Annotated in this window: 26 protein-coding genes; 19 read left to right on the forward strand and 7 right to left on the reverse strand. The window is 73.3% G+C overall.

What is annotated here, in order from left to right:
- Positions 1 to 76 precede the first annotated feature (76 nt).
- Entirely contained in the window at positions 77 to 1,408 is a 1,332-nt protein-coding gene (locus I8N68_RS16285) for an MFS transporter (protein ID WP_200210832.1), read from the reverse strand.
- Positions 1,409 to 1,626: 218 nt separating this feature from the next.
- On the reverse strand, positions 1,627 to 2,952 hold the full coding sequence (locus tag I8N68_RS16290) for an MDR family MFS transporter (protein ID WP_200210833.1): 1,326 nt from the start codon (positions 2,950 to 2,952) through the stop codon (positions 1,627 to 1,629).
- Positions 2,953 to 3,103: 151 nt separating this feature from the next.
- On the opposite strand from I8N68_RS16290, the gene I8N68_RS16295 reads away from it, so the two are divergent.
- Positions 3,104 to 3,871 carry a phosphoglyceromutase gene (locus tag I8N68_RS16295; protein WP_200210834.1) on the forward strand — a complete coding sequence of 256 codons (768 nt, stop codon included), beginning with the start codon at positions 3,104 to 3,106 and terminating at the stop codon, positions 3,869 to 3,871.
- A 49-nt stretch (positions 3,872 to 3,920) separates the two neighbouring features.
- On the opposite strand, the gene phoU is transcribed toward I8N68_RS16295, so the two are convergent.
- Positions 3,921 to 4,574, reverse strand: a complete 654-nt coding sequence (gene phoU, locus I8N68_RS16300; protein WP_200210835.1) for a phosphate signaling complex protein PhoU — start codon at positions 4,572 to 4,574, stop codon at positions 3,921 to 3,923.
- 216 nt (positions 4,575 to 4,790) lie between these two features.
- Between phoU and I8N68_RS16305 the strand changes: the two genes are divergently transcribed.
- Positions 4,791 to 6,083 (forward strand): sensor histidine kinase, encoded by a 1,293-nt coding sequence (locus tag I8N68_RS16305; RefSeq protein ID WP_200210836.1) that lies wholly within the window; start codon positions 4,791 to 4,793, stop codon positions 6,081 to 6,083.
- Between the two features lie 21 nt (positions 6,084 to 6,104).
- Positions 6,105 to 6,788, forward strand: a complete 684-nt coding sequence (locus I8N68_RS16310; RefSeq protein ID WP_200210837.1) for a response regulator — start codon at positions 6,105 to 6,107, stop codon at positions 6,786 to 6,788.
- Between the two features lie 52 nt (positions 6,789 to 6,840).
- Here the strand turns inward: I8N68_RS16310 and I8N68_RS16315 are convergent, their stop codons facing one another.
- Entirely contained in the window at positions 6,841 to 7,512 is a 672-nt protein-coding gene (locus I8N68_RS16315; RefSeq protein ID WP_200210838.1) for a response regulator, read from the reverse strand.
- Positions 7,509 to 9,167 (reverse strand): sensor histidine kinase, encoded by a 1,659-nt coding sequence (locus I8N68_RS16320; protein ID WP_200210839.1) that lies wholly within the window; start codon positions 9,165 to 9,167, stop codon positions 7,509 to 7,511. Before I8N68_RS16320 ends, I8N68_RS16315 begins: the two co-directional genes overlap by 4 nt.
- Before the next feature lie 99 nt (positions 9,168 to 9,266).
- Here I8N68_RS16320 and I8N68_RS16325 point away from each other — a divergent pair, with 99 nt between their 5' ends.
- The 5 genes from I8N68_RS16325 to rraA are packed head-to-tail and all read left to right on the forward strand — an operon-like array spanning position 9,267 to position 13,351.
- A complete protein-coding gene (locus tag I8N68_RS16325) occupies positions 9,267 to 10,274 on the forward strand; it encodes a Bug family tripartite tricarboxylate transporter substrate binding protein (protein ID WP_200210840.1) in 1,008 nt (335 codons plus the stop codon).
- Between the two features lie 5 nt (positions 10,275 to 10,279).
- The gene (locus I8N68_RS16330) at positions 10,280 to 10,954 is read left to right on the forward strand and encodes a tripartite tricarboxylate transporter TctB family protein (RefSeq protein ID WP_234039831.1); all 675 of its coding nucleotides are present in this window, start codon (positions 10,280 to 10,282) and stop codon (positions 10,952 to 10,954) included.
- Positions 10,954 to 12,456, forward strand: a complete 1,503-nt coding sequence (locus tag I8N68_RS16335) for a tripartite tricarboxylate transporter permease (protein WP_200210842.1) — start codon at positions 10,954 to 10,956, stop codon at positions 12,454 to 12,456. The genes I8N68_RS16330 and I8N68_RS16335 overlap by 1 nt, the downstream gene beginning before the upstream one ends.
- Positions 12,453 to 12,854 carry a universal stress protein gene (locus tag I8N68_RS16340; protein ID WP_200210843.1) on the forward strand — a complete coding sequence of 134 codons (402 nt, stop codon included), beginning with the start codon at positions 12,453 to 12,455 and terminating at the stop codon, positions 12,852 to 12,854. The genes I8N68_RS16335 and I8N68_RS16340 overlap by 4 nt, the downstream gene beginning before the upstream one ends.
- A gap of 14 nt (positions 12,855 to 12,868) precedes the next feature.
- The gene (gene rraA, locus I8N68_RS16345; protein WP_200210844.1) at positions 12,869 to 13,351 is read left to right on the forward strand and encodes a ribonuclease E activity regulator RraA; all 483 of its coding nucleotides are present in this window, start codon (positions 12,869 to 12,871) and stop codon (positions 13,349 to 13,351) included.
- Positions 13,352 to 13,353: 2 nt separating this feature from the next.
- Here rraA and I8N68_RS16350 read toward each other — a convergent pair whose 3' ends face one another.
- On the reverse strand, positions 13,354 to 14,163 hold the full coding sequence (locus I8N68_RS16350) for a DUF3109 family protein (RefSeq protein ID WP_200210845.1): 810 nt from the start codon (positions 14,161 to 14,163) through the stop codon (positions 13,354 to 13,356).
- Between the two features lie 74 nt (positions 14,164 to 14,237).
- Here I8N68_RS16350 and I8N68_RS16355 point away from each other — a divergent pair, with 74 nt between their 5' ends.
- Positions 14,238 to 15,182 (forward strand): Ppx/GppA phosphatase family protein, encoded by a 945-nt coding sequence (locus tag I8N68_RS16355; protein ID WP_200210846.1) that lies wholly within the window; start codon positions 14,238 to 14,240, stop codon positions 15,180 to 15,182.
- Between the two features lie 76 nt (positions 15,183 to 15,258).
- The gene (locus I8N68_RS16360; protein WP_200210847.1) at positions 15,259 to 16,065 is read left to right on the forward strand and encodes a sugar phosphate isomerase/epimerase family protein; all 807 of its coding nucleotides are present in this window, start codon (positions 15,259 to 15,261) and stop codon (positions 16,063 to 16,065) included.
- A gap of 19 nt (positions 16,066 to 16,084) precedes the next feature.
- Here I8N68_RS16360 and I8N68_RS16365 read toward each other — a convergent pair whose 3' ends face one another.
- Positions 16,085 to 16,660 carry a CGNR zinc finger domain-containing protein gene (locus I8N68_RS16365; protein ID WP_200210848.1) on the reverse strand — a complete coding sequence of 192 codons (576 nt, stop codon included), beginning with the start codon at positions 16,658 to 16,660 and terminating at the stop codon, positions 16,085 to 16,087.
- 129 nt (positions 16,661 to 16,789) lie between these two features.
- Here I8N68_RS16365 and I8N68_RS16370 point away from each other — a divergent pair, with 129 nt between their 5' ends.
- From I8N68_RS16370 to I8N68_RS16410, 9 genes are all read left to right on the forward strand, one after another.
- Positions 16,790 to 17,710 carry a proline dehydrogenase family protein gene (locus I8N68_RS16370; protein ID WP_200210849.1) on the forward strand — a complete coding sequence of 307 codons (921 nt, stop codon included), beginning with the start codon at positions 16,790 to 16,792 and terminating at the stop codon, positions 17,708 to 17,710.
- 85 nt (positions 17,711 to 17,795) lie between these two features.
- A complete protein-coding gene (locus tag I8N68_RS16375; RefSeq protein WP_200210850.1) occupies positions 17,796 to 18,587 on the forward strand; it encodes an alpha/beta fold hydrolase in 792 nt (263 codons plus the stop codon).
- A complete protein-coding gene (locus I8N68_RS16380; RefSeq protein ID WP_200210851.1) occupies positions 18,580 to 19,161 on the forward strand; it encodes a TetR/AcrR family transcriptional regulator in 582 nt (193 codons plus the stop codon). Before I8N68_RS16375 ends, I8N68_RS16380 begins: the two co-directional genes overlap by 8 nt.
- Positions 19,158 to 19,493: a YrdB family protein gene (locus I8N68_RS16385; protein WP_200210852.1), complete on the forward strand. Its 336-nt coding sequence runs from the start codon at positions 19,158 to 19,160 to the stop codon at positions 19,491 to 19,493. The genes I8N68_RS16380 and I8N68_RS16385 overlap by 4 nt, the downstream gene beginning before the upstream one ends.
- A 605-nt stretch (positions 19,494 to 20,098) precedes the next feature.
- Positions 20,099 to 20,440 (forward strand): hypothetical protein, encoded by a 342-nt coding sequence (locus I8N68_RS16390; RefSeq protein ID WP_200210853.1) that lies wholly within the window; start codon positions 20,099 to 20,101, stop codon positions 20,438 to 20,440.
- Positions 20,441 to 20,480: 40 nt separating this feature from the next.
- Complete coding sequence (locus I8N68_RS16395; protein WP_200210854.1) at positions 20,481 to 21,869, forward strand: efflux RND transporter periplasmic adaptor subunit; 1,389 nt, start codon at positions 20,481 to 20,483, stop codon at positions 21,867 to 21,869.
- Between the two features lie 59 nt (positions 21,870 to 21,928).
- The gene (locus I8N68_RS16400) at positions 21,929 to 22,771 is read left to right on the forward strand and encodes an ABC transporter ATP-binding protein (protein ID WP_200210921.1); all 843 of its coding nucleotides are present in this window, start codon (positions 21,929 to 21,931) and stop codon (positions 22,769 to 22,771) included.
- The gene (locus I8N68_RS16405) at positions 22,768 to 23,952 is read left to right on the forward strand and encodes an ABC transporter permease (RefSeq protein ID WP_200210855.1); all 1,185 of its coding nucleotides are present in this window, start codon (positions 22,768 to 22,770) and stop codon (positions 23,950 to 23,952) included. Before I8N68_RS16400 ends, I8N68_RS16405 begins: the two co-directional genes overlap by 4 nt.
- A gap of 223 nt (positions 23,953 to 24,175) precedes the next feature.
- Complete coding sequence (locus I8N68_RS16410; protein ID WP_088968591.1) at positions 24,176 to 24,385, forward strand: helix-turn-helix domain-containing protein; 210 nt, start codon at positions 24,176 to 24,178, stop codon at positions 24,383 to 24,385.
- The last annotated feature ends 216 nt before the right edge of the window (positions 24,386 to 24,601 follow it).

Below are 24,601 nucleotides of genomic sequence, written 5' to 3' on the forward strand. Positions count from 1 at the left end.
GGTCGAGGTGGGCGCCCAGCGCCATTTCCGGGCCGGATCGGCCCGGCCCCTCCGCCCACCGCCGCCCGGCCGCGGCTCACCGGCCCGCGGTGACGCTCTCCGCCGGATCGGCGCGAGCGGCCCGCTGGGCGGCCACCCGCCGTTCCCGGGGCGGGCCGGCGAGCAGGTGGCCGACCGCCGCGACCACGCCCAGCCCGCCCACGATCAGCCAGTGCCGCTCGCCTAGATGCTGAAGGCTCACGCCGCCCAGCGCGGGCGCCACGAACGACGCCGCCGGGAAGGTCAGGTAGAAGACCGACTGGTAGCGGGCCCGCAGCTCCGGCGGGGCGAGGTCCGCGTTGATCTGCGCGTTCGGCGGCGCGGCGAGCATCGAGCCGACCGTCCAGACCACCGCCGCGCCCAGGTAGAACGGCAGGTCGTGGGCGAAGGCCAACGCGGCGAAGCCGAGCGCCATCAGCCCGGTGGAGACCGACAGCACGGTCGCTTTCCGGTACGGCTCGATCAGCCGGGGCACGAAGAGCTGCCCGAGCACGATCAGCACGCCGCCGAGCGCCACCACCGCGCCGTACGCCGACGGGCTCAGGCCGTCCGCGCGCATCGCCAGCGGCATGATGGTCGACGTCTGCATGGTGAGCACGGCGAGCACGAAGGTCAGCCCGACGAAGACCAGGAAGACCCGGTCGGTCAGCGCGGTGTGCAGCCCCGGCCGCCGCTCCCCGCCCCGCCCCGCCCGGGCCGCCCCGAGCCGCGGGCGCCGCGGCTCGGGGCCGGTCGTGCGGCCCGCCGTAGCGGGCGGATCCTCGGCCTCGGCGCGGCGCCGGGCGAGCGTCTCGGGGACCTTCCAGGCGATGACCGCGGCGGCGGCCAGGGTGGTGGCGGCGTCCACCAGGAACAGGGCGAGGAAGCTCGCCTCGGCGAGCACCCCGGCCAGCAGCGAGGCGACCGCCATGCCCAGGTTGAACGCCCAGAACTGGAGGTTGAACGCGCGCGAGCGGCGCTCCTCGGGCACCACGTCGACGATCGCCGCGACGAAGGCGGGGCTCGGCATCGAGTGCAGCACCCCGACCAGGCCGGCGAGCAGCGCGATCACCGCCAGTTGCCGGCTGAAGGCCAGCGCGATCATCAGCCCGGCGGCGCCGAGATGCGCGGCGAGCAAAGTGGCCCGCCGGCCCCACCGGTCGGCCAGCACCCCGCCGAGCAGCGTGCCGACCGCCCCGCCCGCCCCGTACGCGCCGACCACCGCGCCCGCCAGCGACTCGGAGGCGCCGCGCGCCGCGGTCAGGTAGAGCGAGAGGAAGAGCATCGCGAAGGCGCCGGCCCGGTTGACCAGGAGGCCGGACCAGAGGTACCAGAACGTGGCGGGGAGCCCCCCGGCCGTGTCGTCCCACCAGCGCCGCAGGCCGCGCACCCGTCCTCCATGAAGGTTTGTTAACTGCTACCCCCCGACCGTAGGGAGGCGGCTTTGACGGCGCCAGGGTGGCCCTCGTCACCCGGCGAAAGGTGCTCGGGGGCCGCCTTTGGAGCTGATGTCGGCAATGAATCACGCCGCCGCCCGAGTCGTGACTCGTTTACGACATCAGCTCCGTCAGGACGTGCCGATGGATCTCCGCTTCGGCGGGGCGTACCTCAGGAGGCGGCGCGGACCGGCTCGGCCTGCGCGGTCGCGGCGGCCTCGGCCGCCTCGGGGACCGGGGGCTGGACCACGGTGACCGGCCGGAGGGGCGTCGCGGGGATCCGCAGCTGGGCGGCGCGCCGCTCCCGGGCCGGACCCGAGACCAGGTGTGCCACCGCCATCACCGCGCCGATCGCGGCGCAGCCGAACCACAGCGCGCCGTTGCCGACGTGCTCCCGCACCAGGCCGCCGAGGATCGGGGCGGCCGCCCCGGCGATCTGCCAGGAGAGCGAGAAGACGCCCTGGTAGCGGCCGCGGAGCGCGGCGGGGGAGAGCTCGGCGATCAGGGTGGAGTTGGACGGCGAGTTGAGCATCTCGCCGAGGGTCCAGATCAGCACCGTGACCCCGTAGAACCAGGCCGTGCCGGCGAACGCGGTCAGGCCGAAGCCCACGCCCATCACCAGCGAGGCCAGCGCCAGCACGTGCGACCGGCTGCGTCCCTTGATCAGCCGGGGTACGAAGAGCTGCCCGATCACGATCAGCACCCCGTTGAGCGCGATCACCGACCCGTAGGTGGCCGGGCTGAGGCCGGAGTCGCCCATGGCGATCGGCAGCATCGAGATGTGCTGGAGGAAGACCAGCGCGGCGAACAGGTTCAGCGCGACGAAGCCCAGGTAGACCCGGTCGGTGAGGATGGTCCGGAGCGCGCCCGCGGGCGCGGCGTCGCCCTTGGCGACGGGGGTCGCTGAGACGGTGCGGGTCTCCTTCACCCGGGTGAAGATGATCAGTGCGGTGATCAGCGTGGTGGCCGCGTCGACCACGAAGAGCAGCAGATAGCCGGCCTGGGCGGCCATTCCGGCGAGCACGGCGGCGCAGGCGAACCCCAGGTTGATCGCCCAGTAGTTCAGCGAGAAGGCCCGCAGCCGGTCCTTCTCCGGCACCACGTCGATCATCATGGCGCCGAACGCCGGGCGGGCCGCCTCGGCGAACGTGCCGAGCAGCAGCGCGCCCAGGGCCACCGCCCACAGCGGCCGGGCCAGCCCGAGCGCCAGCATCATGGTGGCCGCGCCGAGGTGCGCGGTGAGCAGGGTCGGCCGGCGTCCCCACCGGTCGGCGAGGGTGCCGCCGACGGTGGTGCCGACCGCGCCGCCGACGCCCCATGCGCCGAGCACCAGGCCGGCCTGCGAGGCCGAGAAGCCGCGCTCCTGGGTGAGGTAGATGGCGAGGAAGACCAGGACGAAGGAGCCGAGCCGGTTGATCAGCGTGCCGGTCCAGAGGTACCAGAAGGACCTCGGCAGTCCACCCGTCGTGTCCCGGAACCAGCCCCGTACCGTCCGCACCGCGTCGCCCCCGCTTTGGTAATGACCGATATATAGCCTGCGCCTTACAACCTAGTGCCGCCCCGGAACGCCGGTCACCAGCTTTTCCACGTGGTGGTCGTCACGACCGGTCGCCGCGTGTCCGTTCGCGACGTACGGCAGGATGATCGGCATGACTGCGAGCGAGGGGCCCACCGTCGGGACGCTGGTCCTGCTGCGGCACGGCGAGAGCGACTGGAACGCGAAGAACCTCTTCACCGGCTGGGTCGACGTCGACCTGACCGCGAAGGGGGAGGCGGAGGCGCGCCGCGGCGGCGAGCTGATGCGCGAGCACAGCCTGCTGCCCGACGTGGTGCACACCAGCGTGCTGCGGCGCGCGATCCGCACCGCCGAGCTGGCGCTCGACGCCGCCGACCGGCACTGGATCGCGGTGCGCCGGTCGTGGCGGCTCAACGAGCGGCACTACGGCGCCCTGCAGGGCAAGAACAAGAAGCAGACCCTGGACGAGTACGGCGAGGAGCAGTTCATGCTCTGGCGCCGGTCGTACGACACGCCGCCGCCGCCGATCGACGACAACAACGAGTGGTCGCAGGTCGGCGACCCGCGCTACGCGCTGCTGCCGACCGAGCTGATGCCGCGCACCGAGTGCCTCAAGGACGTCGTGGAGCGGATGCTGCCGTACTGGTACGACTCGATCGTGCCGGACATCCTGGCCGGCCGGACGGTGCTGGTGGCCGCGCACGGCAACTCGCTGCGCGCTCTGGTCAAGCACCTCGACCAGATCTCCGATGAGGCCATCGCCAAGCTCAACATCCCGACCGGGATCCCGCTGCGCTACGACCTCGACCCGCAGCTGCGCCCGATGACGCTGGGCGGGACGTACCTCGACCCGGCCGCCGCCAAGGAGGCCGCCGCCGCGGTCGCCAACCAGGGCCGCTGAGCGAACGACGAAGGCCCCGGGGTGACCGGGGGCCTTCGTCGTTTCCGGGTCAGCTCGCGGCGGGCGGGTTCTCGCCGGTGATCAGGTAGACCACGTGCTCGCCGGCGTTCACCGCATGGTCCGCGAAGCGCTCGTAGAAGCGGCCCAGCAGCGTGGCGTCGATCGCCGTCTCCACCCCGTACGGCCACTCGTCGCTGAGCAGCACGCCGAACAGGCTCTTGTGCAGGTCGTCCATGGCGTCGTCGTCGCGGTCCAGTTCGGCGGCGAGGTCGGCGTCGGGCTTGGCCAGCACCGAGCCGATCTTCTCGGCCATCCGGTCCGCGATGGCCGCCATGTCGGTGAAGACCGGTCGCAGCTCGGCCGGCACCGCCGGCGAGGGGTGCCGGCGCAGCGCGGTCTTGGCCACGTGGTCGGCCAGGTCACCCATCCGCTCCAGGTCGGCGGCGACGTGCAGGGCGGTGATCATGGCCCGGAGGTCGGAGGCGACCGGCGCCTGCCGGGCGAGCAGGTCGCAGACCCGCTCCTCGACGTGCCGGTACAGCTCGTCGATCTCGGCGTCCCGCGCGATCACGGTCTCCGCCGCCTCACGGTCGGCGGTGAGCAGGCCGCGGGTGGCCTGACGCATCGCGGCGCGGACTCCCTCCGCCATGTCCACCAGAAGTTGGCTGACAATCTGCAGGTCGGCCCGGAATTCGTCGCGCATCGTCACTTCCTGGGGTCGGTGGCCGGGCTCGGCCCGGATGTCCGGTGCCGGCGTACGGCCTTGAGCAGGTGCGCGACCCACCGTAGGCGCGGGGAGCGGACCCGAGGTGAACGCGGGTGAACGACGCGGGGCTCGCGGGTGAACTTTCCCGGAAGTGAGAGTGGTTCGTCCCGTTCTGGGCGATAGCCAGGTTAACAATGACCCTACGATCGCCAGGTGGAGTGGGCGGTGGCGGCCGTGGTGGCCCTGGCTCTGGTGACCGGGCTGGTCACCGGGGTGCTGCTGTCCCGGCCCGTCCGGCACTGGTGGCGCCGCTCGCGCCTGTCCGGGAGCGCCGCCTCCCGCCCGAATGCAGGGAGGCCGGCAATTCTCGACGACCAGCAGGGCGGGCTCTCCGGGCTCGGCCGCAAGACGATCGATTCGCTCCGGGCCGGCGTCGTGGTCCTCGACCCCGACGACGTGCCGGTCCTGGTGAACCCGGCGGCCCGGGCGATGGGCCTGCTCCGCACCGGCGCCACGCCCGGCTCGATCGCCGCCCATCCGCTGATCCGTACCCTCGCCGGGCAGGTCCGGCGCACCGGCGTACGGCGGGAGATCGAGCTGGACCTGCCGCGCGGCCGGGACAACGCCGGGGACAACCCGCTCGGCGTGCACCTGCGCGCGATGGGGCTCGGCGCCGGGTACATCTCGATCGAGGCGGCCGACGTCACCGAGTCGCACCGGCTGGCCCGGGTGCGCCGGGACTTCGTGGCCAACGTCAGCCACGAGCTGAAGACCCCGATCGGCGCGCTGCAACTGCTCGCCGAGGCGCTGGTGGACGCCACCGAGCCGGCCGGCGACGGCGCGCCCGACCTCTCCGAGGACCTGGTCGCCGCCCGCCGGTTCGCCGAACGGATCCAGCACGAGTCGACGCGGCTCGGCCGGCTGGTGCAGGAGCTGCTGGAGCTGACCCGGCTTCAGGGCGCCGAGCCGCAGCCGCCCCTCGAGCCGGTCGCGCTGGACTGGGTGATCGCCGAGGTGATCGACCGGACCCGCACCGCGGCCACCGCCCGCCGCGTGGACGTCGTGGTCGACGGCACCCGTGGCCTGACCGCGTACGGCAGCGACAGCCAGCTCGCCACCGCGGTGGCGAACCTGGTCGAGAACGCCATCAACTACTCGGGCGAGGACACCACGGTCCGGATCACCGCCCGGAGGACGGACGAGCACGTCGAGATCGCGGTCGCCGACCAGGGCATCGGCATCGCCCCGAACGAGGTGGACCGGATCTTCGAACGCTTCTACCGGGCGGACCAGGCCCGGTCCCGGTCGACCGGTGGCACCGGCCTCGGCCTGGCCATCGTCAAGCACATCGCCAGCAACCATGGCGGTCGGGTGGATGTGTCGAGCACTCTTGGTGGGGGGTCGACGTTCACCCTCCGGCTGCCCGCCAGCCCCCCGGACGACCTGGAGGCGACACTCTCCTCCGCTGAGATCGAGGCCGGCCCGGCCGAGCTCCGGCAGGTCTGACCACAGGAAAGGAAACACCCGTTGAGCCGCGTACTGGTGGTCGAGGACGAGGAATCGTTCTCCGACGCCCTGTCCTACATGCTCCGCAAGGAGGGCTTCGAGGTCTCCGTCGCCGCGACGGGCCCCTCCGCTCTCACCGAGTTCGACCGGACCGGCGCCGACATCGTGCTGCTCGACCTGATGTTGCCGGAAATGTCGGGCACCGAGGTCTGCCGGCAGCTCCGGCAGCGTTCGCACGTGCCGATCATCATGGTCACCGCCCGGGACAGCGAGATCGACAAGGTGGTCGGCCTGGAGATCGGGGCCGACGACTACGTGACCAAGCCGTACTCGCCGCGGGAGCTGGTGGCCCGCATCCGGGCGGTGCTGCGCCGGCAGAGCGCGGAGGTGGCCGAGTCCGGCGCGCCGACGCTCGCGGCGGGCCCGGTCCGGATGGACATCGAGCGCCACGTGGTGACCGTCGACGGTGCCGCCGTCCAGCTGCCGCTGAAGGAGTTCGAGCTGCTGGAGCTGCTGCTGCGCAACGCCGGCCGGGTGCTCACCCGGGGGCAGTTGATCGACCGGGTCTGGGGCGCCGACTACGTGGGCGACACCAAGACCCTGGACGTGCACGTCAAGCGGCTGCGCTCCAAGGTCGAGCCGGAGCCGTCGGCGCCGCGCCACATCGTCACCGTCCGCGGCCTGGGCTACAAGTTCGAGCCGTGACCGACGTACCGGAAAGGGGCCCGCACGGACGGCGCGGGCCTTTCCGTCGGGGTCAGCCCACCCAGCAGTAGCGGCGTTCCGGCCGGCCGGCCGCGCCGTAGCGCAGCGTCACCTCGGCCCGGCCGGTGCCCGAGAAATGCTCCAGGTAGCGGCGGGCGCTGACCCGGGAGATACCCACCTGGTTGGCGCACTCGGCGGCCGAGAGGGTGCCGGTGTGCTCGCGGAGCGCCCGTTCGACCAGCTCGGCGGTCTGCGTGCTCAGCCCGCGGGGCAGGGCCGGGGTGGCGACCGAGCCGCTGCGGGAGAGCACCCGGTCGACGTCGGCCTGGTCGCTGACCACCGTGGCGCGCGGCGCGTTGCGCCGGGCCGCGTACTGCTCCAGCCGGGTCCGCAGCTCGTCGAAGCCGAACGGCTTGAGCAGGTAGTTGACCGCGCCGTAGCGGACCGCCCGGCGGACCGCCTCGGCCTCCCGGGCGGCGCTGATCACCAGGACGTCGCAGTCGTGCCGGGCGGCGCGCAGCCGGGTCACCACGTCCAGGCCGAACATGTCCGGCAGGTAGAGGTCGAGCAGCACCAGGTCGGGGCGGAGTTCGTCGACCGCCACCACCGCCTGCTCGCCGGTGCTGGCCGTGCCCACCACCCGGAAACCCTCGATCCGCTCGACGAACCCGCAGTGGATCCGGGCCACCATGAAGTCGTCGTCGACGACGAGTACGTCGATCATGCTGCCTCCTCCATCGCGCGGGACACCGACATGCGGGCGGTGAACATCGCCCCCTCCGCGGTGTTCGTCACCGCGATCTCACCGCCGCGACGGTTGCAGACCAGCCGGGTGAGCGCCAAGCCGATGCCGCGCTCGCCGCCCTGGGCCGCCTTGGTGGTGAAGCCGTGGGTGAAGACCTCCTGGGCCAGCTCGGGGGCCACCCCGGGACCGGAGTCCCGGACGACGATCTCCACCGACGAGGCGTCCTGCCGCAGCTCCACCTCCACCCACGCGGGCCGCTCCGACGGGCCGCCCGCGCCCGCCTCCCGGCCGCCGGCGACCGCCTCGACCGCGTTGTCGACCAGGTTGCCGAGCACCGTCGCGACGTCGGCGGAGACCTCCGGCGCCAGCCGATCGAGCCCGGTCCGCTCGGAGATCCGCAGCTCCACCCGGCGCTCGGCGGCCACCGCCGACTTCGCCATCAGCAGCGCCGCCACCGCCGTGTCGTGGATCCGGCTGGTGACCGTGAGGTCGAGTGAGGCCCGGTGCCGGCTGAGCGCGTCGACGTACCGGACGACCTCGTCGTGCTCGCCGATCTGGATCAGCCCGGAGATGGTGTGCAACTGGTTGGCGAACTCGTGGGTCTGCGCCCGGAGCAGCTCGGCGGTGCTCCGGAACGAGCCGATCTCCCGCTCCAGCCGGGCCAGCTCGGTGCGGTCCCGCAGGGTGGTGACCGACCCGAGCCGGCGACCGTCCTTGCTCACCGTCATCCGGTTCATCACCAGCACCCGGCCGCGCCGGACCACGACCTGGTCGCGGGCCTCGGGGCCGGTGCCGGCGCCGGCCAGCACGTCCCGCAGCCGGCCGGAGATCCGCAGCTCGGACAGGCTGCGGCCGAGGCAGTGCTCGGGTAGGTCGAGCAGCCGCCGGCCGACCTCGTTGACCAGGGTGATCCGCTGCTGCGGGTCGAGCGCGATCACCCCCTCGGCGATGCCGTGCAGCAGCGCCTCCCGGTGCTCGGCCAGCCCGGCGATCTCCCGCGGCTCCAGGCCCAGGGTCTGCCGCTTGATGCGGCGGGCCAGCAGCCAGGACCCCACCACCCCGAGCAGGCTCGCGATACCGAGATAGGTCAGGAGGTACGACGAGGCCCCGACCAGCCGTTCCGACCAGGTCGGCGACTTCTCGCCGACCACCACCACGCCCAGGTGCCGCCCCAGGTTCTTCTTCGGGTCGCCGCCGAGCACCGGCACCTGGGCCACCAGCTCGCGCGACCCGGCGGCCTCCAGCTCGCCGAACCAGGCCCGACCCTGCGCCACGCTGGGGTCACCGAGCACCACCGGGCTGCCGACCAGCGTCGGGTCGGTCGAGCTGACCACCCGGCCCCGGGCGTCCGCCACGGTCACCGAGGTCACCCCGGACCGGGTCAGCGTGGTCTGCAGCAGCGGGGCGATCGCCTCGGCGGGCGCCGGCCGGTTGAGCTGGTCGCGCAGCAGCGGGCTGCCGGCGAGCTCCTCGCCGAGGGCGGCGACCCGACGCCCCTCCACCCGGTTGAAGGTGGCCTCGGACTGGGCCAGCGAGACGGCGGCCACGGCCACCAGCACCACGACGATGATCGCGAGCTGGAGGACCAGCAGCTGCCCGGCCAGGGTTCGGCGGCGGGACGTGATCGCGACCACAAAGACCTCAACTTCCGCTGGTGACACAACGCAGACAAGCCGCCTGCGTAGAGGTCACCATCTTGCCGCTGGACTCATTCGAAACGGAAGAGAAACAAGATGGCAACTAGAAGGAACGTGCTGGTCATGGGCCTGGCCGCCGCCACGGCGCTCGCCCTGGGCGCGTGCGGTGCCACGGCCGGGAAGGACGAGGCCGGCTCCGGCAGCGACGGCAAGCCGGTCAGCGGCCTGCGGCTCATGGTGCCGAACACCCCCGGCGGCGGATACGACACCACCGCCCGCACCGCCGCCAAGGTGATGGAGGACGCCAAGATCGCCACCGGCGTGCAGGTCTTCAACCTGCCCGGCGCGGGCGGCACGGTAGGCCTCCAGCGCACCGTGAACGAGAAGGGCAACGGCAAGCTCGCCATGCAGATGGGGCTGGGCGTGGTGGGTGCCTCCTACACCTCCAAGTCGTCGGCCACGCTGACCCAGACCACCCCACTGGCGAAGCTGATCGAGGAGGCCGGCGCCATCGTGGTGCCGAAGGACTCCCCGTACAAGACCATCAACGACCTGGTGGCGGCCTGGAAGGCCAACCCCAAGGGGATCGCGGTCGGCGGCGGCTCGTCGCCGGGCGGCCCGGACCACCTGCTGCCGATGCAGCTCGCGAAGACCGTCGGCATCGACCCCAAGCAGGTCAACTTCGTGTCGTACGACGGCGGCGGCGAGCTGCTGCCGGCTGTGCTCGGCGGCAAGGTGGCCTTCGGCGCCAGCGGCTTCGGCGAGTTCCTCGACCAGGTCGAGGCCGGCCAGATCCGGGTCCTCGCGGTGACCAGCGAGGCGCCGATCGAGGCCCTGAAGGACGTGCCGACGCTGAAGTCGTCCGGCATCGACCTGGTCTTCACCAACTGGCGGGGCATCGTCGCGCCGCCCGGCATCAGCGACGCCGACAAGAAGGTCTGGATCGACGCGCTGACGAAGATGCACGAGTCCGAGCAGTGGAAGGCCGAGCTGACAAAGCGCGGCTGGACCGACGCCTTCATCACCGGCGACGAGTTCGGCACCTTCCTGACCGAGCAGGACAAGGCCGTGGCCGACGTGCTCAAGCAGCTCGGGTTGGCATGAGCGGCATGACCACCCGACCGGACCGGGGCGGCGAGCAGCCGCCCCGGCCCCCGGCCGTGGAGACATCCGTACCGCCGATCCCGGAACAGCCGGGCGCGCAGCGTACGGCGGACCTGCCGGAGGTGACGCGGCCGGCGACGGCCGACGTGCCGCCGACGGTCGGTGAGCCGGCGGTGGACGACGGTCCGGCGCCCAGGCCGGACCGGGCGCAGTACGGCGTCTGCGCGTTCCTCGCCCTGGTCGGCGGCCTGGTGATCCTCGACGCCACCACGCGGATCGGGCACGCGGTGAACAGCGCCGACCCGATCGGCCCCAGGCCGGTGCCGATCCTGCTCGGCGTGCTGCTGCTGATCGTCGCGGCGATCTACGCGGTGGACGTGGCCTGCGGCGGCGCCGGTGAGCCGGAGGCCGGTGAGGACGTCGACCTGACCACGCCGATCGACTGGCGGACCGTCCTGCTGCTGATCGGCGCGTTCCTGGTCAACGCCGTGCTCATCGACCGGCTCGGCTGGGTGATCAGCGGCACGCTGCTCTTCTGGGGCTCGGCGTTCGCGCTGGGCAACCGGCACTACGTGCGCAACCTGCTGATCGCCGTCGCCCTGTCGCTGATCACCTTCTACACGTTCGCCATCGGGCTCGGCGTCAACCTGCCCGCCGGCGTCCTGCAAGGAATCCTCTGATGGACAACCTCGCCAACCTGCTGGACGGGTTCGCCAACGTGGTGACCCCGATGAACCTGCTGATCGCCCTGCTCGGCGTGACCATCGGCACCGCCGTCGGGGTGCTGCCCGGCATCGGGCCGGCGATGACGGTGGCGCTGCTGCTGCCGGTGACGTACGGGATGGAGCCCACCCAGGCGTTCATCATGTTCGCCGGCATCTTCTACGGCGGCATGTACGGCGGCTCGACCACCTCGATCCTGCTCAACACCCCGGGTGAGTCGTCCTCGGTGGTGACCGCGATCGAGGGCAACAAGATGGCGAAGGCCGGCCGGGCCGCCCAGGCCCTCGCCACCGCCGCGATCGGCTCGTTCGTCGCCGGCACCATCGCGACCCTGCTGCTGGTGGTGGTCACCCCGCCGGTGGTGTCGTTCGCGATCAGCCTCGGTGCCCCGGACTACTTCGCGCTGATGCTGCTGTCGTTCGTGGCGGTCACCGCGGTGCTCGGCGCGTCCCGGGTCCGCGGCTTCGCGTCGCTGCTGCTCGGCCTCGTCATCGGCGTGATCGGGGTGGACCAGACCGGTCAGCAACGGCTCACCCTCGGGATACCGCAGCTCGCCGACGGCATCGACGTGGTCGTGGTGGCGGTAGGCATCTTCGCCGTCGGCGAGGCGCTCTGGATCGCCGCGCACCTGCGTCGGCGGGCCGCCGAGGTGATCCCGGTGGGCCGGCCCTGGATGGGGAAGCAGGACTGGAAGCGGTCCTGGAAGCCCTGGCTGCGCGGCACCGCGTACGGGTTCCCGTTCGGCGCGCTGCCGGCGGGCGGGGCGGAGATCCCGACCTTCCTGTCGTACGCCACGGAGAAGAAGCTCACCAAGCACCCGGAGGAGTTCGGCCGGGGCGCGATCGAGGGGGTCGCCGGCCCGGAGGCCGCGAACAACGCCTCGGCCGCCGGCACGCTGGTGCCGATGCTGGCGATCGGCCTGCCCACCAACGCCACCGCCGCGGTGATGCTGGCCGCCTTCCAGCAGTACGGCATCCAGCCCGGCCCGCTGCTCTTCCAGCGGGAGTCCGGCCTGGTCTGGACGCTGATCGCCAGCCTCTTCGTGGGCAACCTGATGCTGCTGGTGCTCAACCTGCCGCTCGCCCCCGCCTGGGCGCGCCTGCTGCGGATCCCGCGCCCGTACCTCTACGCCGGGATCCTCTTCTTCGCCTCGATGGGGGCGTACGCGGTCAACGCCTCGCCGTTCGACCTGTTCCTGCTGCTCACCCTCGGCCTGCTCGGCTTCGGCATGCGGCGCTTCGGGCTGCCGATCCTGCCGCTGATCGTCGGGGTGATCCTCGGCCCGCGCGCCGAACTCCAGGGCCGGCGGGCGTTGCAGCTCTCCGGCGGTGAGCTGCACGGCCTGGTCGGCGGCTGGGTGTCCTGGCTGATCTACGCCGCGATCCTGGTGGTGCTCCTCTGGCCGCTGCTCGGCCGGTTCGTGGTCCGTCCGCTGCGAGGAAGGTTGGTGACGGGATGACCGTGCTGGTGGGGTACGTGCCCTCGCTGCTCGGCGAGGCGGCCCTGGCGGCCGCCGTCGAGCAGGCCAGGTTCCGCGACGAGCCGGTGCTGGTAGTGAACACCTCGCGCGGCGACGCGTACGTCGACCCGCGCCTCGCCCAGGAGCCCGACCTGAACCGGGTGGTCCGGGAGCTGACCGCCGCCGGGGTGCCGCACACCGTCCGGCAGCTGATCCGAGGCCGGGACGCCGCCGAGGAGATCGTCGAGATCGTCGAGGCGGAGGACGTGTCGCTGGTGGTGATCGGCATCCGGCACCGGACTCCGGTGGGCAAGCTGATCATGGGCTCGACCGCGCAGGAGATCCTGCTCCGGGTGCGCTGCCCGGTCCTCGCGGTGAAGGCCCCCGAAGCCGACTGAGAGAGGAGAGCCGCATGCTGATCCCGACCGCCGACCTCTACGACCGGTACGGCGAGCTCCTCGGCTCGTGCGACACCCAGCTGCGCCAGTTCGGCGGTGCCCACGCCTTCGCCGGGCCGGCCGTCACCGTGCGCTGCTTCCAGGACAACGCCCTGGTGAAGGCGGTCGTCTCCGAGCCGGGGGAGGGCCGGGTGCTGGTGGTGGACGGTGGCGGCTCCCTGCACACCGCCCTGATGGGTGACCTCATCGCCGGCACGGCCGCGGAGAACGGCTGGGCCGGCGTGGTCATCAACGGTGCGGTACGCGACGTCGCCGCCCTGCGTACCCTGCCGATCGGCATCAAGGCGCTCGGCACGAACCCCCGCAAGAGCGCCAAGACCGGCGCCGGTGAGCGGGACGTGCCGGTGTCGTTCGGCGAGTGCGTCTTCGCGCCGGGCGCCGAGGTGCACAGCGACGACGACGGCGTCGTGGTCCTGCCGCCCGGGGGACGGCCGTAGCGTCAGCCCGCGCTGGCCGGGTGCGGGGCGACCTGGCCCTGCCGCAGCCGGGCCGTGCACAGCTCGGCCAGCTTGGCGTACGCGGGCGCGCCGATCAGCGCGGTCAACTCCGGGCCATAGGAGACGTACATCGGTTCGGCGCCGACGTGCGCGTCGGTGGAGGAGGTGCACCACCAGTCCAGGTCGTGCCCGCCCGCGCCCCAGCCCCGCCGGTCGAACTCGGACAGCGTGGAGATCAGCACCTTGGTGTTGTCGGTCCGCTTGTGCCAGTCCTGGTCGCGGCGGATCGGCAGTTGCCAGCAGACGTCCGGCTTGTACTCCAGCGGGTGCACGCCGTCGCGCAGCGCCTGGGCGTGCAGCGCGCAGCCGCCCCCGCCCGGGAAGTCGGCGTCGTTGAGGAAGACGCACGGGGCGTCGACGTCCCGGGTGGCGGTGCGCCGGGCCGGGTTCTTCCCGTCGATGGTGTCGTCCGCCGTCCAGTTCTTGAAGCCCCGGCGGAAGTGCTGCCAGGTCGACGGGGCGAGCCGCTTGACCGCGGTGCGGACCCGCTTCTCGTCGTCCGAGTCGGTGAAGAAGGCGCCGTGCGAGCAGCAGCCGTCGGCGGCCCGGCCGGCGACGATGCCGTGGCAGCCCCTGCCGAAGATGCACGTCCAGCGGGACAGCAGCCAGGTCAGGTCGGCCCTGACCAGGTGCGTCTCGTCCGCCGGGTCGGTGAACTCGATCCACTCCCGGGGGAAGTCGAGGCCCACCTCCCGGCTGCGCGGGTCGTCGGGGTCGTCCACGAGTACCTGCAGCTCGATCCGGCCTGTCACCCGGACCAGGGTACGCGCGGAGCCCCGGGTCGGCTGGCGAGCCGGGGAATCGTGTTGGGCCTAGGGTCATCAGCATGCGACTGGGTGTCCTCGACGTCGGTTCGAACACGGTGCACCTGCTGGTGGTCGACGCCCACCACGGGGCGCACCCCTGGCCGGCGCACTCCGAGAAGGTGGTGCTCCGGCTCGCCGAGCAGTTCGGCCCGGACGGCGCACTCACCGACGCGGGCGCGGACGGGTTGGTCAAGGCCGTCGGCATGGCCCGCGCGGCGGCGGCCGGGCTGGAGGCCGACGACCTGCTCGCCTTCGCCACCTCCGCCGTCCGGGACGCCACCAACGCGGCGGAGGTGCTGGCCCGGGTCCGGGAGGAGACCGGTGTACGGCTGGAGGTCCTCTCCGGCGCGGACGAGGCGCGGATGACCTTCCTCGCGGTGCGGCGCTGGTTCGGTTGGTCGGCCGGCCGGTTGCTGGCCCTCGACATCGGCGGCGGCTCGCTGGAGCTGGCGGCCGGCATCGACGAGGACCCGGACGTGGCGATCTCGCTGCCGCTGGGCGCCGGCCGGTTGAGCCGGGAACGGCTGCGGGTCGACCCGGCGGGCGCCGTAGCGCCGCCCGCCGAGGCCGTCGAGGAGCTGCGGGAGTACGTCGACGGGCTGCTCGACCCGGCGGTGGAGAAGCTGGCGGCGGTGGGCTGGGAGCGCCCGGTCGCCACCTCCAAGACGTTCCGGATGCTGGCCCGGCTGGCCGGTGCCGCCCCCTCCGGCGCGGGGCTCTGGGCCCGGCGCAGCCTGACCCGCACCGGGCTGCGGCAGGTGCTGGGCTTCATCCGGCACATCCCGCCCGCGCAGCTCCCCGAGCTGGAGGGGGTGAGCGCCGGCCGGGCCCACCAGCTGCTCGCCGGGGCGGTGGTGGCCGAGGCGGTGATGCGCCGGCTCGACGTCGACGCGCTGGACATCTGCCCCTGGGCGCTGCGCGAGGGAGTCATCCTCCGCCGGCTGGATCAGCTCGAACCGATGTGACCCCGGCCGGACGGTCTGGGCGCTTTGCGGATGCTCGTCCCGATGCTTACAGCCCGGGCCGGCTACTCTCGTGGGTGTGACTTCCCGCGTCCCGGTGCTTCTCTCCAGTTCCTCGGTCTTCCCTGAGCGGACCGCGGCGGCGTTCCAGCTCGCCGCGGCGCTCGGCTACGACGGCGTCGAGGTGATGGTCTGGACCGACGTCGTCAGCCAGGACCCGGGCGCCCTGCGCGGGCTCGCCGACCACTACGGCGTCCCGGTGCTGTCGGTGCACGCCCCCTGCCTGCTGGTCACCCAGCGGGTGTGGAGCCCCGACCCGTGGGAGCGGCTGCGCAAGGCCGCGGAGCTGGCCGAGACCCTGGAGGCGCCCACCGTCGTGGTGCACCCACCGTTCACCTGGCAGCGGGACTACGCGCGGAACTTCACCGACGGCCTGGACAAGATCGCCGGCCAGTTCGGCGGGCTGCGGTTCGCGGTGGAGAACATGTACCCGGTCCGGATGGCCGGCCGGCAGTTCGTCCCGTACGTCCCCGGCTGGGATCCGACCGACACCGGCTACGCCGCGTACACCCTGGACCTGTCGCACTGCGCCGCCTCGCACACCGACGCGCTGAAGATGGCGGACCGGATGGGCGCCGGCCTGGCCCACGTCCACCTCGGCGACGGCACCGGCGAGGGGCGCGACGAGCACCTGGTGCCGGGCCGGGGCAGCCAGCCCTGCGCCGAGCTGCTCCGCTCGCTCTCCGGGCGCGGCTTCACCGGGTCGGTCGCGGTCGAGGTGACCACCCGGGGCGCGAAGAGCCGCGCCGTCCGCGAGGCCGACCTGCGCGAGGCGCTGGAGTTCGCCCGCGCCAACCTCACCGCCCCCTCCCCGGTCGACGCCTGACCGGGGTGGGAGCGCCCGGTCAGCTGACCGGGGTGAGGGACTCGGCCTGGGCCGGGACGGTGAGCTGGTCACCGATGGCGGCGCGCTTGCGGGCCCGGTGCGCGGCCACGTGCGAGCGGGTGGCACAGCGCTCCGAGCAGAACCGCCGGCAGCAGTTCGACGAGGTGTCCAGGTAGACGTTGCCGCAGCGCTCGTCGGCGCAGACGCCGAACCGGGCGCTGCCGTATTCACACAGCCAGACCGACAGGCCCCAGACCGCGCCGGCCAGGTACTCCTGGCTGACCGAGGCGCCCCGGCTGGTCACGTGCATGTGCCAGTCGCTGGAGTCGTGGCCGGAGATGCGCGGCTGCACCGGGAACGCCTCCAGCAGCGCGTTCAGCTCGGTGACCGCCTGGCCGTCCCGGCCCGAGGTGCCGAATTCGAAGACGTCACGCAGGCGCTTCTGCGCCCGCCGGAAGATCGCCAGGTCCCGCTCCGCCACCTCGTCGCGCATCCAGGCGCTGTCGTCGGGGAAGAGGGCCCGCAGGTCGTCGAGGTCGTCCAGGCGGGCGTTGACGAGGTCAACGCCGGTCCGGGCGTACGCGTCGAAGTTCACGACCCCAACGGTAGACGACTCACGGGCCATGCGGCGCGTCGATGTAGTGCGGCAGGCGTCGCCGGAACGCTGCGTGACGTTGGCCGCCGCCCCCAGCGCGGGCCCGCGCGCGGGCGTTACGCTCGGCTCATGCTCCGTTCCATCATCCTCGCCGCCTCCCGGTCATCCCAGGTCGAGCGGCTCGTCGCGACGGCCCCGTTCACCCGGGACGTCGTCCGTCGGTTCGTCGCCGGCGCCGGCACCGACGACGCGTTGCGCGCGACCCGCGAACTCGTCGCCGACGGCCTCGCGGTCACCCTCGACAACCTCGGTGAGGACACCGTCACCCCCGAGCAGGCCAACGCCACCCGGGACGAATATCTCAAGCTGCTGCGGCTGCTCTCGGCCGCCGGGCTCACCCCCGCCGCCGAGGTGAGCGTGAAGCTCTCCGCGCTCGGCCAGAAGTTCGACGAGCAGCTCGCCTACGACAACGCCCGGGCGATCTGCGCGGCGGCCGACGCCGCGGGCACCACGGTCACCCTGGACATGGAGGACCACACCACCACCGACTCCACCCTGGACGTCCTGGGCAGGCTGCGCAAGGACTACCCGTCGACCGGGGCGGTGCTCCAGGCGTACCTGCGGCGGACCGAGTCCGACTGCCGGGAGCTGGCTGGCGCCGGTTCGCGGGTGCGGCTGTGCAAGGGCGCGTACAAGGAGCCGGAGTCGGTGGCCTACCAGTCCGCCCGCGAGGTGGACAAGTCGTACGTGCGCTGTCTGAACGTCCTGATGTCCGGCGACGGGTACCCGATGCTGGCCACCCACGACCCGCGGCTGATCGCGATCGGGGAGGACCGGGCCCGCTGGTTCGACCGCGGCCCGGACCGGTTCGAGTTCCAGATGTTGTACGGCATCCGACCCGAGGAGCAGGCCCGGCTCGTCGGCGAGGGCTACACCGTGCGCACCTACGTCCCCTACGGCGACCAGTGGTACGGCTACCTGATGCGCCGGCTCGCCGAGCGCCCGGCCAACATGATGTTCTTCGGCCGCGCCCTGATCTCGAAGAAGTGACTCAGCCGTTCGACCAGGCCGTGAGCTCGTCCCCGCCGATGATCTCTGCTTGACGAAGAAAGCTAATGAGATTAGCCTTGCGGCTATGACGATTAGCCGGGTGGAACGGGACGGCGGGACCATCGCGTACGAGGTGCACGGGGAGGGGCCGCTGGTCGTCCTCTCGCACGGCATGGGCGAGAACCGGCGGGCGTTCCGCCACCTCGTCCCGCTGCTGGTGACCGCCGGCTACCGGGTGGCCTCGGTGGACGTGCGGGGGCACGGCGACTCCAGCCCGCACCGGGCGTCGTACGCCCCCGCGGAGGTCGGTGCCGACCTGCTCGCGGTGGTCCGCGCGCTCGGCGGCCCGGCCACCCTGGTCGGCAGCTCGTCGAGCGCGGCGGCCGTCGTCTTCGCCGCCGCCGACGCCCCCGACCTGGTCAACGGGATCGTGCAGGTCAGTCCGTTCGTCGCCCCGCCCGACCCCAACCCGCTGATGAAGGCGCTCCAGGCGGTGGTGCTGCGCAGTCCCCGGCTGTTCGGCATGTTCCACAAGACGCTCTTCCCCGGCGACCGGCCGGCCGACGACGCCGCGTACCGCAAGCAGATGGTGGCCGGGCTGCGCGGCCGGATGGACGCGGTGCGCGGCGTGGTGGCACCGGTCGAGCCGCACTGGACGGCCCGCGCCGGCGAGGTACGGCAGCCGGTCCTGGTGCTGATGGGCACCAGGGACCCGGACTTCAAGGACCCGGGCGGGGAGGCGCGCGCCGCCCGGCGGCTCTTCGCCACCGCCGAGGCCCGCATGATCGAGAATTCCGGCCACTACCCGCACGCGGACCGGCCGACGGAGACCGCCGCCCAGCTCACGGAGTTCCTGGCGGTGACCTTCCGTGCCTAGGGCCGGCCTGACCCCGCAGACCGTGGTCCGGGAGGCGGCGCGGATCGCCGACGAGGTCGGCCTGGAGCGACTCACCCTCGCCGCCGTGGCCAGTCGCCTCGGCGTCGCCCTGCCCAGCCTTTACAAGCACGTCCGGGGCGCGGACGCGCTGAACCAGAAGCTGGGCGCGCTCGCCATCGCCGAACTGGCCGACGAGATGACCGCGGCCGCCGCCGGCCGTGCGGGCCGCGACGCGCTGCGCGCGGTAGCCGCCGCCTGGCGGGACTACGCCCGCCGGCACCCCGGCCGGTACCCGGCGGCTCAGCAGGTGCCTGCCCCGGACGACCCGGAGCACGTCGCCGCCGGCCGCCAGGCCCTCGACGCCATCTACGCCATCCTTCGCGGGTACGGCCTGACCGGCGACGACGCGGTCGACGCGGCCCGGACCTTCCGCAGCGCCGTGCACGGCTTCGTGACCTTGGAGGCGGCGGGCGGGTTCGGTATGCCACGCGGCGTCGACCGGTCCTACGAGCAACTGGTGGCCGCCCTGGACATCGCCTTCCGGGACTGGCCCGACGCGGGGAGTCCGCGATGAAGGCCGTCCTGCTGACGCTCGCCTTCCTGCTGGAACTGGCCCTCCTCGCCGCCGCCGGCTGGTGGGGCTTCCACCTCGACGCCGGCCTGCCGGTACGCCTGCTCGCCGGGATCGGTGCGCCCCTGCTGATCGCCGTGGTGTGGGGCGTCTTCTGCTCGCCCCGGGCGGCCGTCCAGCTCCCCGCGCCCGCGAAGTACGCCGTCCAGGCCGCCTGCTTCGGCGCCGGTGGGCTGCTGCTCGCGTTCGCCGGCCGACCGCTGGCCGGGACCGTGCTGGTCGTGCTCTGGGCGGTGAACAACGCCCTGCTCCGGCTCCTAGCCAACCCGGCCTGACCTGACCACGGGCCGTGCAGCACCGGGCACGCTGGCGCGGTGGCTCGTGACGGGTCCGTGGCTGCGGCTCGGGTGGCAGCCGGTGCGTGGTCCCTGACGGTCCGTCGCCCCGGCTCAGGTGGGGTGGTGCCGGTGCTCGCTATGGAGCTGATGTCGTAAACGAATCACTGCCACCGCTACCGCTACCGCCACCGCCGCCACCGCCGTCAGCCCAGGCACGGATTACGGTTGATGGCCACTCCGGCCGCACTTGTCGGTGGCTCCGGACCGGGTTGCCGGTGGGTCGGTCCGTGTCGCTGCTGATTCGTCTACGACATCAGCTCCAAAGGAGCCAGCACCACAATCTGTCCCGGCGCCACGTATCCAGGCCGAGCCTTCCGCCCGCGCGGCGGCTCTGGCCGGGTCGCCCGATTGGTCGTACCCTTCGCCGGTGACTGACGGCGACGGGCAGCCCGACGCTCCGGTCGTCGACGGCGAGCGCCCCGACGGTCCGGCGGCCGGCGACGGCGACGGCGACGGCGACGGCGAGCGACCTTACGGGTCCGGCGGCCGGCGACCGGGCCCAGGCAGCCGGGAATCGGTCGCGGCGGCGCTGGTCGCCGTGGGTGGCGCTCGCGCTCGTGCTGGTGGTCCTGACCTGCGGCGTGCCGGGTCTGCTGCTGGCCGGCGTGCTCGGGGGCGGGGCGGGCCGGACGGCCGGCCGTGCCGATGATCCGGCCACGGCGGCCGCCCGGCGCCTTGGCGTGCGGATGACCGGCCAGCTGGACCGCCAGGCCGCCGCGCTGCTCGGCGGCGACCGGGCCGGCTTCCTCGCCGTTGCCGACCCGGCGGCCCGTGCCGACCTGACCCGCCGGTACGCCGAGGAGGCGTCCGACCATGCCTTCGGCGAGCAGTGGTCCACCCTGCACGGCGACTGCGTCGGATACGTCCGGGCCGTCGCCGGCTGACCGGCGGCTGGCAGGTCGACGATCGTCGGCGGGTCGTAGCATGGGCCGGGTGGCCCGCACCCACTCGCCGCGGCCCCCGATCGCCACGCGGCCCCGCCTGCTCACCGCCCTCCTCGCCGTCGTCGCCCTGACCGGCACCACCGCCGCGTCGTGCGGCGACGAGAAGTCTTCCGTCGCGCTGGCCCAGGTCGGCCGGTCCGCCGTCACCGAGGTGATCGACGCCCCGGCCACGGTGACCGCCCGGGCCGCCGCGACCCTCACCGCGCCCGCCGACGGCACCCTCGCCAGCCTGCGCGTCCAGCCCGGACAGCGGGTGCGCCGGGGGCAGGTGCTCGCCGTCATCAGCTCACCGTCCGCCCAGGACCGGCTCCGGCAGGCCCGCGAGGCGCTGCGCGCCGCGAAGCGGGCGGGCCGGGGCGTCGGCGTCGGCGACCTGGGCGGCAGCCGGCGCGGCACGGACAAGGCCGCCGCCGAGGCGTTCGACGCGGCCCGAATCGCCGCCGGGAAGATCGGCGACCAGCAGCTGCGGTCCGCGCTGCTGCTCCAGGTGGAGTCCGCGCAGCGGCAGTACGAGTCGGCCGCGCGCGCCGCCGACCGGGTGGTCAACGCGGTGCAGCGCGGCGTGGCCGGGCTGAACTCCGCGGTCGGCGCGCTCTCCAGCGTTCAGCGGCTCCAGGCGCAGCAGGCGTACGACCTGGCGAAGGCGACCGTCGACGCGCTCACCCTGCGCGCGCCGGTCGACGGGGTGGTGCAGCCCGGCGGCACCCGGTCCGCGAGCGGGTCGGCCGACCTGGCCGGGTTGCTCGGCGCGGGCGGCGCGCCGGGGCTGGACCCGTCAGCGTTCGCCCCCGCCCAGGGCGGTCCGCCGCCCGGCGTGGACGACGCCGTGCCGGCCGGTGGGCGGGTCACCGCCGGGACCCCGGTGCTCACCGTGGTCGACATCGGCGCGCTGGGCCTGCTCGCCGAGGTCGACGAGACGGACGTGCTCCTGGTCCGGTCCGGGGTGGCCGCCTCGGTCGAGCTGGACGCGGTGACCGGCGCGACGTACGACGCGAAGGTCCGCTCGGTCGACGTGCTGCCCACCACCTCCGCCCGGGGTGGGGTCACCTACCGGGTGCGGCTGGCCCTGGGCACGGGTCGCCTCGGCGAGGGGGAGGCTGCCCCGCCGCCCCGCCCCGGCATGAACGCCGTGGTCCACCTCCGGGTCCGCGAGGCGGCCGACGCCGTCGCCGTGCCCGCCTCGGCGGTCTTCTCCGCCGACGGGCGGGACGCGGTCTGGGTGCTGCGGGACGGCAAGGCGGACCAGGTGCCGGTCACCGTGGGCGTGCAGGGGCAGGACCTGGTGCAGATCGTCAGCGGTGTGCAGGCCGGTGACCAGGTGGTGGTCCGGGGCGCGGACCAGGTCCGCGACGGCCAGGAACTCCGGTGAGTGGGCGGAGCGAACCCGTCCTGCGAGCCCCGAAGACCGGCTCGGTGACGCCGCCCGGGGTGCCCGCGATCGAGGCGGTCGACGTGTCCCGGACGTACCAGCTGGACGGGGTCTCGGTGCCGGCGCTGCGCGGGGTGTCGCTGACCATCGCGCCCGGCGACTACGTCGCGGTGGTCGGTCCGTCCGGCTCCGGCAAGTCCACCCTGATGCACCTGCTCGGCGGGCTGGACCAGCCGACCGGCGGCCGGCTGGTGATCGGCGGCCGGGACGTGGGCAGCCTCTCCGCCCCGGAGCTGGCGACGCTGCGGAACGAGACCATCGGCTTCGTCTTCCAGGCGTTCCACCTGCTGCCGCGGACGTCGGCGGTGGACAACGTGGCGCTGCCCCTGGTCTACCGGGGGATCGGCGCGCGGCAGCGGCGGGAGCGGGCGGCGGCGGTGCTCGGCCGGGTGGGGCTGGGGCACCGGCTGCACCACCGGCCCAACCAGCTCTCCGGCGGCGAGCAGCAGCGGGTCGCGATCGCCCGGGCGCTGGTCACCGACCCGGCGGTGCTGCTCGCCGACGAGCCGACCGGCAACCTGGACACCGCCACCGGCGAGGCGGTGCTGGAGCTGCTGGAACAGTTGAACGCCGAGTCCGGGGTGGCCCTGGTGATGGTCACCCACGACCACGAGGTGGCCGCCCGGGCCGGCCGGCGGATCGCCGTCCGAGACGGCCTGATCCGCTCCGACACGGTTCATGATCGACCGGCGTCGGACGGCGGCGACGGACCTGAGACACTGGACGCCGCTCCCAGCGCGGAGCCCCGGTCCGCGTCCGGAAGCGGACCGGGGCACCCGTCCGGTGGCTCCGGTGGCGCCACCGGAGCCACCGGGCGCCTTCCGCGGGAGGACGCCCGGTGAGGATGGCCGAGGCCTGGCGGGTGGCGCTGGACGCGCTGCGGGCCAACCGGCTGCGCAGCGCGCTGACCATGCTCGGCGTGATCATCGGGGTCGCCTCGGTGGTCATCCTGGTCGCCATCGGCACCGGTACGAAGCAGAAGGTCGAGCAGCAGGTCGAGGGGCTCGGCTCGAACCTGCTCCTGGTGGTGCCCGGCAAGATCGAGGTGGGCACCGCCCCGGTGGTCTCGCCGCTGACCCTGAATGACGTCGACGCGGTCTCCCGGGTGGTCGGCGACCCGGGCCGGGTGGCGGTCACCGTCGCCTCCGGGGCCACCGCGCGGGCCGGCAACCGGTCGGACTTCACCACCGTCCAAGGGGTGCTGGAGACCACGCCCACCGTCTTCACCCGCTCGCTCGCCCGGGGCCGCTACCTGACCGGGGCCGACGTGGACACCAGCCGGCGGGTGGCGGTGCTCGGCGCCGGGGTCGCCCGGGCGCTCTTCCCCGACCGGGATCCGCTCGGCCAGCAGGTCGCGCTGGCCGGGGTGCGGTTCCGGGTGATCGGCGTGTTCACGTCGCTGGGACAGAGCCTCGGGGTGGACCGGGACGACGAGGTGCACGTGCCGGTGACCGCGGCGCAGCGGCTCTGGGGCACCCAGCGGGTCGACGGCATCGCGGTGAAGGCGCCGGACCGGGAGCGGATCGGCGAGCTGGGCGACCGGATCGTCGCCGAGCTGACCCGGCGGCATCCGGACACCGAGTTCAGCGCGGTCACCCAGCAGCAGATCCTCGGCGTGCTCGGGGACATTCTCGGCGTGCTCACCGGCGTGCTGGCCGCCATCGCCGGCATCTCGCTGCTGGTCGGCGGGGTCGGCGTCTCCAACATCATGCTGGTCTCGGTCCGGGAGCGGACCCGGGAGATCGGCCTGCGCAAGGCGGTCGGTGCCCGCCCCCGGGACATCGGCGTGCAGTTCCTGCTGGAGGCGGTGCTGCTCACCTCGATCGGCGGGTTGACCGGGATGGCGCTCGGGGTGGGTACGGCGCTGCTGGTCGACGCGGTCTCGCCGATCCCGGCCGCGATCACCTGGTGGTCGCTGGCGCTGGCCTTCGGGGTCTCGGCGGCGGTCGGCATCGTCTTCGGGGTGGTGCCGGCCCAGCGGGCCGGCCGCCTCGATCCAGTGGTGGCGCTGCGCGCCGAATGACCGTCCACCGGTGCCGTCCCCGGCAACGGGACGGGGTACGCACCGAGTCGCAAAGTGCCAGCTGAACAGGGGATCCACGGCGCCCCTTCCACGATCAGTTGCAGGAAGGGATCGCGCCGGTCACAGCCGCCCCGCTACCGTACTGGTAACACGCGCGTTGCCCGTCCTGGCGGGAGCTCCCGTCCGGTGGCACGCGCCGGGCACGGGAATGGGTCGGTGAGCCATGGCCGGGTCGCAGTCCGACGGCCGACTGTCGGATGTCAGGTTCCTGACCGTTGCCGAGGTGGCGGCGGTCATGCGGGTCTCCAAGATGACGGTCTACCGTCTCGTGCACAGCGGCGAGCTGACCGCGGTACGGGTGGGCCGGTCCTTCCGGGTGCCCGAGCACGCGGTGCACGAATACCTCCGGGGCGCGTTTCAGGAAACCGCCTGACCCACCGTCGAGCGCTCCGGCGAGTGCGACGTAACGGGCATCGACGGGGGCGCGTTGGTCCTGCTGACGCACTCCGGCTACCCTGGACCCGACCGTGACCTCACTCTGGTGCGCCCTGCCCACCACGCTGGTCCGGTCCGTTGTCCGCAAGCGGTCACGACGCCACCCGCGGTGGTGTCTCCCGGTCCGCCCCGCACGTTGTATCGAAAGGCTGTC

This window comes from Micromonospora coerulea (genome assembly GCF_016598485.1).
GTDB classification, from domain to species: Bacteria; Actinomycetota; Actinomycetes; order Mycobacteriales; family Micromonosporaceae; genus Micromonospora; species Micromonospora coerulea.